Source organism: Peptoniphilus sp. SGI.035, from assembly GCF_050315115.1.
Lineage (GTDB): Bacteria > Bacillota > Clostridia > Tissierellales > Peptoniphilaceae > Peptoniphilus_A.
Map to the genome: position 1 here is coordinate 1 of NZ_JBNPOJ010000034.1, position 7413 is coordinate 7413.

Genomic DNA, 7413 nt, shown 5'->3' on the forward strand with positions numbered 1-7413 from the left:
CAGCTACGCTGGTGGATTTTTATTGTGCTTAAAATCTAATTAAACTTTAAAGTTAATAAAAATTTTAGGATTTTAAGCCAAATTTAAAATATAGTTTAAATTAAAGTTTAATAAAATATATCCACTATTTATCTTAGTAATATAAACACAAATTGGAATTTTTTCTCTTCTTGACTTTTAATTATAATCCAATAAAAATCGACTTTATATTTATACTATAAAATAGTTGAACTCTGTTCAAAATTGAGTTATTATATTTTCACAACAGTGAACTGTGTTCAGAAAAAAAGGGGGGCTTAATTTGACACCTGAAGAAAGAAAAATAGAAAAAGAAAATAAAATTACTAAGGCAGCTCTTACGTCTTTTAAAGAAAAGGGAATAGAGGAAACTTCAATAAGAGATATTATGAGCAGAACAGATCTTGGTCTTGGAACTTTCTACTTATATTTTAGAGATAAAAAGGATCTCGAAGAAAAGATAGTATTAGACACTATGGTGGAATTAGTTTATAATGCCGAATCTAAGTGTAGAGAAAAGGATTTAAAAAAGAGATTAATTTCTTTTTTCGACTATATTATTGATCATTTGATAAATAATCCCTTTGAACTAAAACTTATTTCAAGCAATTTGAATTGGGCTCTATATGCAAAAGTTGAAAATGATAACAGATTTAAAGAGGCAGAAACAAATCTTCACTTTATTTTAAACAAATATTCAAATTTATTTCCTGCAATTGTCTCTTATGAAGAGAGGTTATTTATTATGTCACTAGCAATTAAAATTGTGCTTTCTACTTGTGAATCGGCGCTAATGGATGATTCTGTTCTAGGAATAAATGATATGAAGCCAGTTTTATTTAAAATTGTAAATAGACTTTTTAGATAGAGTTATTAAATGAAAAAATTTACAAAATTTATATCTCATAAGCCAAAATTTGCAATATTCATTATGACAATTCTTATTATTCCCTCATTTTTAGGTTACAAACTTACAAGAGTTATTTATGATATTTTGTCATATCTTCCTAAGGATTTAAAATTTACTCAGGGACAAGAGATTCTTGATAAAGATTAAAAAATGAAACCAAAGGAATGTTAATCTTAGAGTGAAGAGACCACAAAGCTGAAGTTTTACGAGAAAAAATTTTAAAAATAGACGGTGTAGAAGATGTAATTTCAAAATCTTTAACTGTTGAAGATATGATTCCTAGTGAAATTTTGTTTAAAAAAGTTCAAGAAAATTTTTAAAGAGTGGAAACAAAATGATAATGGCAAATTCAAAATTTCAAACAACATGACCTGAAGTAAGGAAACAATTAAGCTTAAAGATGGTTCCAATGAACTTTACGAAAAATCTGAAGAGTTGGAAATTAATTAGACGAAGTTATTGAAAAGTAAAATCAGTGTCAGGTGCTGCACAAGAGATGTATGAGCCTGGAAGCAAATTAACTTCAGGAATTAGTGATTACACATCTGCAGTTGGCAGCAGATTCAAAAAATGCAGGAACAGAAAAAGTGCCTTCAGGTCTTAGCGAATTGCAGTAAGGAACAGAATTCGATTCAAATTCACCAAAACTAAATTCTGGTGTTATTGAATTAAAAGATGGCGAAGATTTAATCGACGATAATATGAAAATTTTTGCAGAAAAACTAGCTGAATTTAAGCAAAAAAGTATTGGTGAGTTAGATAAAAAAACAGAAGAACTACTAGAGTTTAAAGAGATTGTAGACACAATGTCAGAACTTTCAAAAAAGATTCATCTTTTACCTGGACTACAGAAAGCTTTGATACTAAATATAGAATAATTGAAAAAATAAAATAATGTGAAATTTCTAAAAATTTGGGTATTACAAAGATAAGATCAAATTGAGGAGGTCATTATGGAAATTAAAAAAGGGAAAAATTGTTACTATATAGGTGAAGATGAAAATAATTATAAGGGAATATTAACTTTTGAAGAAAAGGGCGATGTAATAGATGCAACGCATACTATTGTAAAGCCTGAGTATAGTGGACAGGGTTTTGCAGGAGAACTTTTTAAAAAGCTTGTAGAGGATGCAAGAAGTAATAATAAAAAAATTAAGGGAACTTGTTCTTATGTTCACAAAAAATTAGAATCAAGTGAATTTGATGATATAAGAGCATAAAAAAGATGGGTAACAAATCCCATCTTTTTTCATGTAAATTTTTAATTTCAAATTATTTAAAATATAATTTCATATCACCATCTTGAATTAATCCCTTGCGATAAAAAATTTCATAAATTGCAAAGGTAAGAACTGCTGGCAAAATTATGTGCATTAATAAAACTATTCCAAGAAGTTTTATAAAAGGAACATGGGGCATTGCCGTGAAAGTAGAAATTTGTCCAACAAGTCCACTTGTACCCATACCTGAACCAAGTGGTGTGTTTTCAAGTTTAAAGACCATAGTTGAAACAGGTCCAAGTATGGCAGATGAAATAATTGGAGGTATAATGATTATCGGTTTTCTCACAATATTTGGCATTTGGAGCATTGAAGTCCCAAGACCTTGTGCAACTAATCCCTCCATTTTATTATCGCGATAAGAAATAACTGCAAAGCCAACCATTTGACAGCAACAGCCAATAGTTGCAGCTCCACCGGCAAGGGATGAAAGAGAAAGCATCATACATAGTGCCGCAGACGAAATAGGAAGAGTAAGAACTATACCCACGATTACAGACACAATTATTCCCATAAAGAAAGGAGCTTTCTCAGTTGCGTTAATAATAATTGCACCGAGAAGATTCATAAAAGCACTTATGTAGGGTCCTATGAAGTTTGCGATAAAAACTCCTATTAAAACTGTAACAGCAGGAGTGATTATTATGTCAATTTTAGTTTTTTTGCTAACAAGTTTTCCAAATTCTACTGCAAAAATTGTTGCTATATAAACACCCATTGGTCCGCCAAGTTCATTTCCTGCAATACCTACAACTGTTGCAGCGTAAACCACAAGAACTGGTGCAGACATTGCAGTGGCAATGGCAACAGCTATGGCAGGTCCTGTAGCTTTTTGTGCCAAAGGCCAAAGCACATCTGTCAAAAATTTTATATTAAAACTCTTCCCAATGGTATTTAAAATCGTACCCACAAGAAGAGTTGCAAAAAGACCAAATGCCATGGCACCCAGAGCGTCAATAAAATATAATTTTGCCTTACTTTTTATTATTTCCTTAAAATTTTTCTTTACCATTATATTCTCCTAACTATTTCATTTATTTTATACTTAGGGACAATATAATTTCCATCATTATCTAAGTAGTAAGATTGATCTTCTGTTGTGTCAATTTCCTTTATAGTTGAATTAACTATTGGATATCCAAAGGCTACTACAACTTCACAAGAATAATTATCTTCATAATTTAAAATTTCACGCATTTTTTTGTCACTAATACTGCCAATTATACATGAACCAATGCCCTTTTCTGCAGCAGTTATAGTTAAATTTGAAATAACAAGACCTTCATCGATTCCGTTAAGCTTAAGCTTTTTATCATTATCACTTAAAATTGCAATAAAGTATACAGGTCTTTCACCAACTTTTGGTCTTCCTAAATTATTTGGAAGGGAAGCTGCCCATTTTGTATTATCAAAAACTTCCAAAACTTTACCCTTGTCTTCTACTGAAATAAATCTAAGATATTGTCTATTGTTTACACAGGAAGCAAATTTAATAGAATTTAAAATATCCTCAATGTCCTCATTTGAAATAGGTTTATTTTCGTCAAATTTTCTATAACTTCGTCTCCACTCCAATAATTTTTCTAAATTCATTTTTTCCTCCATTCAATAAATTTTCTTCTTATTAACTTAATATTTTATTACAAAAAAATAATTTTACAATAAAATCTTAAAATTAATGTTTTATTTATTAAAAAGGGGTATACATACTTTAGTCAAAAAATATAATTAAGTGAGGCGAGGTTTTAAAAATTTAATTCAAATTTAATGAAAATGTTTTGACACTTTATATAAGTTGATGTATACTATAATTATTGTATACCACTTTGGTGTATCTTTTGTTTTTCACAATTATATGAAAAATATTTTAACTATTCTTTAATTTAAAAAGGAGGAAAATATGTCAAATATGTATAAGACTACTGCTGAGCATGAAGCTCTTCGTAAAGCTATTAGAGAATTTGCAGAAGCAGAAATTAAGCCATTGTCTTTTGGACTAGATCAAAACAATGAATTTCCAGAAGAAATTATTAAGAAAATTGGCGAAAACGGTTGGATGGGTCTACCATACTCTGAAGAAGAGGGTGGAGCAGGCAAGGATGTTATTTCTTATGCAATCGCTGTTGAAGAATTATCAAGAGTAGATGCTGGTGTTGGTGTTGTACTATCAGCTCATACATCATTAGGTTCTTATCCTATCCAAGCTTTTGGTACAAAGGAACAAAAGGAAAAATATTTAAAACCACTTGCTCAAGGTAAAAAACTTGGTGCCTTTGGTCTTACTGAACCTAATGCAGGTTCTGATGCTGGTGGTACTGAAACAACAGCAGTCCTTGATGGCGATTATTATATTTTAAATGGTAATAAAATATTTATTACAAACGCTCCTGCTGCAGACATATATGTTGTATATGCAGTTACTACACCAGGAATTGGTACTCACGGAATTTCTGCATTTATAGTAGAAAAAGGTTGGGATGGATTTACTTTTGGAGATCATTATGACAAATTAGGTATTAGATCTTCAACTACTGCTGAACTTCAATTTAATAATGTTAAAGTTCCAAAGGAAAACTTACTTGGAAAAGAAGGTCAAGGATTTAGAATTGCAATGCAAACTCTTGATGGTGGTAGAATAGGAATTGCATCACAAGCTTTAGGTATTGCACAAGGTGCTTTTGAAGCTGCTCTTTCTTATGCAAAAGAAAGAATTCAATTTGGTAGACCAATTGCTCAACAACAAGTAGTTGGTTTTAAACTTGCTGATATGGCTACTAAAATTAGAGCTGCAAGACTTATGGTTTATTCAGCTGCTGAGATGAAACAAAACCATGAAAATTATTCAATGGAAGCTGCAATGGCAAAAACTGTTGCATCTGAAGTTGCAATGTGGGTTGTAAATGAAGCTCTTCAAATCCATGGTGGTAATGGATATCTAAAGGGAATGGATGTAGAAAGATTCTTCAGAGATGCTAAGATTACTACTATCTACGAAGGTACTTCTGAAATCCAAAGAGTTGTAGTTGCAAGTCACCTTGTTGGAAAAGCTCCAAAGAAAAAGGGCAAAGCTGCTGCAATGGACAAGAAGTCTGGACCTATAACTGGAGAAAGAAAGAGAGAAATAATTAAAGCTGACACAGCTAAAGAAGCTGTTGATATTTTAGTTAAGAATTTGAAGAAAGATGGATATGACTTTTCTGTAGGAATTGACATCGATACTCCTGTTTACGATGCTGAAAGAGTTGTTTCAGTAGGTAAGGGAATCGGCGGAAAAGAAAATATGGATATGGCTAGAGAACTTGCACACGCTGCAGGCGCTGCATTAGGTTCTTCAAGACCAGTTGCTGAAACATTAAAACTTGTACCATTAGAAAGATATGTAGGTATGTCTGGACAAAAATTTAACGGAAACCTATATATTGCTTGCGGTATTTCTGGAGCAAGCCAACACTTAAAGGGAATTAAAAATGCATCAACAATTGTTGCAATCAACAAAAATGCAGGTGCTCCAATTTTCAAAAACTGCGATTATGGTATAGTTGGAGATATGTTTGAAATTATGCCACTTCTTGCAGAAGCTCTTGGAACTGGCGAAAAAGAACCAGCACCTCCAATGAAGAAAGTTAGAAGATCTAAACCTAGAAAACTAGCTCCAAATTATAAAGTAATGGTATGTCCTGGTTGTGGATATGAATATGATCCAAACTATGGAGATCCAGAAGGCGAAATTGATCCTGGTACAGATTTCGATAAATTACCAGAAGACTGGACTTGTCCAGAATGTCAAGAAGAAAAGCAAAACTTTATTGAAGCTGATTTCCCTGCTGATAGAAAATAAAGGAGGATATAATGTATACTGTTAGAAAAGTTACAGATGATCTTTACTATGTTGGTGGCAATGATCATAGACTAGAATTATTTGAAAATATTTTTCCTATTCCTGAAGGAGTAACTTATAATTCATATTTGTTAAAAGACGAAAAAAATGTATTATTTGATACAGTTGACTGGTCAATTGTAAAAGATTATCTTGAAAATATATCTGAAGTTCTTGATGGAGAAGATCTTGATTATCTTGTAATCCACCACTTAGAACCAGACCATGCTGCTGCTATTGATGAAATAGTTTTAAGATACCCAGATGTAAAAGTAATTGCTAGTGAGCAAGGTTTTGAATTCATGCGTCAATATGGATTCCATGTAAACGAAGAACAATCAATGATAGTTGCTGAAGGAGATACTATTTCCTTTGGTAAGCATAATTTTGTATTCTTAGAAGCACCAATGGTTCACTGGCCAGAAGTTCTTGTAAGTTTTGATACAACTGACGGAGTATTATTTGCAGCTGATGCATTTGGTACTTTTGGAACACTTGATGGAAAATTATTTGCTGACGAAGTTAATTTTGAAAGAGATTGGCTTGATAGTGCAAGAAGATATTTAACTAATATCGTAGGAAAATATGGTCCATTTGTACAAGATGTTCTTAAAAAAGCATCTACTGTTGATATTAAAATGATTTGTCCACTTCACGGACCAGTTTGGAGAGAAAATCTTGGTTGGTTCATCGACAAATATGATAAGTGGTCAAGATACGAACCAGAAGAAGAAGGCGTAATGATAGTTTACGCATCAATGTATGGAAATACTGAACGTGCAGCACAAGCTCTTGCATCAAGACTTTGTGATAAAGGAATGACTAATGTAGTAGTTCACGATGTAAGTAACACTCATATGTCTTATCTAATTGCAGACACATTTAAGTACTCTCACATTGTAATTGCATCAGTAACTTACAATTTAGGTATTTATCCTGTAATGAAGAACTTCTTAATGGATCTTGAAGCTCTTAATGTTCAAAACAGAACTGTTGGTATTATTGAAAATGGTACTTGGGCTTGTACAGTTGGCGATAAAATTGAAGAATACATCGACGAAAACCTTAAGATGTTCGATGTTCTTCCAGAAAGAGTTACACTTAACTCTGCACTTAACAAGGCTAACGAAAACGACATGGAAGCTCTTGCAGATTCTATTATTGAATCTATGGCAAAGATTAGAGAAATTAAAGAAAAATCCGCTAACTAATAATGCCAAAGCGGTGTGAATATTTAATTCGGTTATATCATTTAATATAGCCGAATTTTTTTGTATTCATATAATTTAAGTTTAAAAATAAATCTTTATACTAAAACCTAATTAAAA

8 protein-coding genes are annotated in these 7413 nt (G+C 31.7%); 6 read left to right on the top strand and 2 right to left on the bottom strand.

Going from position 1 to position 7413, the window contains the following annotated elements; genetic code table 11:
* Nucleotides 1-301: 301 nt before the first annotated feature.
* From ACQRC6_RS09435 to ACQRC6_RS09450, 4 genes are all read left to right on the top strand, one after another.
* Nucleotides 302-886, top strand: a complete 585-nt coding sequence (locus tag ACQRC6_RS09435; protein WP_427848694.1) for a TetR/AcrR family transcriptional regulator — start codon at nucleotides 302-304, stop codon at nucleotides 884-886.
* Nucleotides 887-895: 9 nt separating this feature from the next.
* Complete coding sequence (locus tag ACQRC6_RS09440; RefSeq protein WP_427848695.1) at nucleotides 896-1075, top strand: hypothetical protein; 180 nt, start codon at nucleotides 896-898, stop codon at nucleotides 1073-1075.
* 554 nt (nucleotides 1076-1629) lie between these two features.
* Complete coding sequence (locus ACQRC6_RS09445) at nucleotides 1630-1806, top strand: hypothetical protein (RefSeq protein WP_427848696.1); 177 nt, start codon at nucleotides 1630-1632, stop codon at nucleotides 1804-1806.
* Between the two features lie 75 nt (nucleotides 1807-1881).
* Nucleotides 1882-2148, top strand: coding sequence for a GNAT family N-acetyltransferase (locus ACQRC6_RS09450; protein ID WP_427848697.1), 267 nt, complete (start codon nucleotides 1882-1884; stop codon nucleotides 2146-2148).
* Nucleotides 2149-2200: 52 nt separating this feature from the next.
* Here ACQRC6_RS09450 and ACQRC6_RS09455 read toward each other — a convergent pair whose 3' ends face one another.
* Nucleotides 2201-3220, bottom strand: a complete 1020-nt coding sequence (locus tag ACQRC6_RS09455; RefSeq protein ID WP_427848698.1) for a PTS transporter subunit IIC — start codon at nucleotides 3218-3220, stop codon at nucleotides 2201-2203.
* Nucleotides 3220-3801: a nitroreductase family protein gene (locus tag ACQRC6_RS09460; RefSeq protein ID WP_427848699.1), complete on the bottom strand. Its 582-nt coding sequence runs from the start codon at nucleotides 3799-3801 to the stop codon at nucleotides 3220-3222. Before ACQRC6_RS09460 ends, ACQRC6_RS09455 begins: the two co-directional genes overlap by 1 nt.
* A gap of 307 nt (nucleotides 3802-4108) precedes the next feature.
* On the opposite strand from ACQRC6_RS09460, the gene ACQRC6_RS09465 reads away from it, so the two are divergent.
* Both ACQRC6_RS09465 and ACQRC6_RS09470 read left to right on the top strand, forming a co-directional pair.
* The gene (locus ACQRC6_RS09465; protein WP_427848700.1) at nucleotides 4109-6046 is read left to right on the top strand and encodes an acyl-CoA dehydrogenase family protein; all 1938 of its coding nucleotides are present in this window, start codon (nucleotides 4109-4111) and stop codon (nucleotides 6044-6046) included.
* Nucleotides 6047-6057: 11 nt separating this feature from the next.
* Entirely contained in the window at nucleotides 6058-7296 is a 1239-nt protein-coding gene (locus ACQRC6_RS09470) for an FprA family A-type flavoprotein (RefSeq protein ID WP_427848701.1), read from the top strand.
* The last annotated feature ends 117 nt before the right edge of the window (nucleotides 7297-7413 follow it).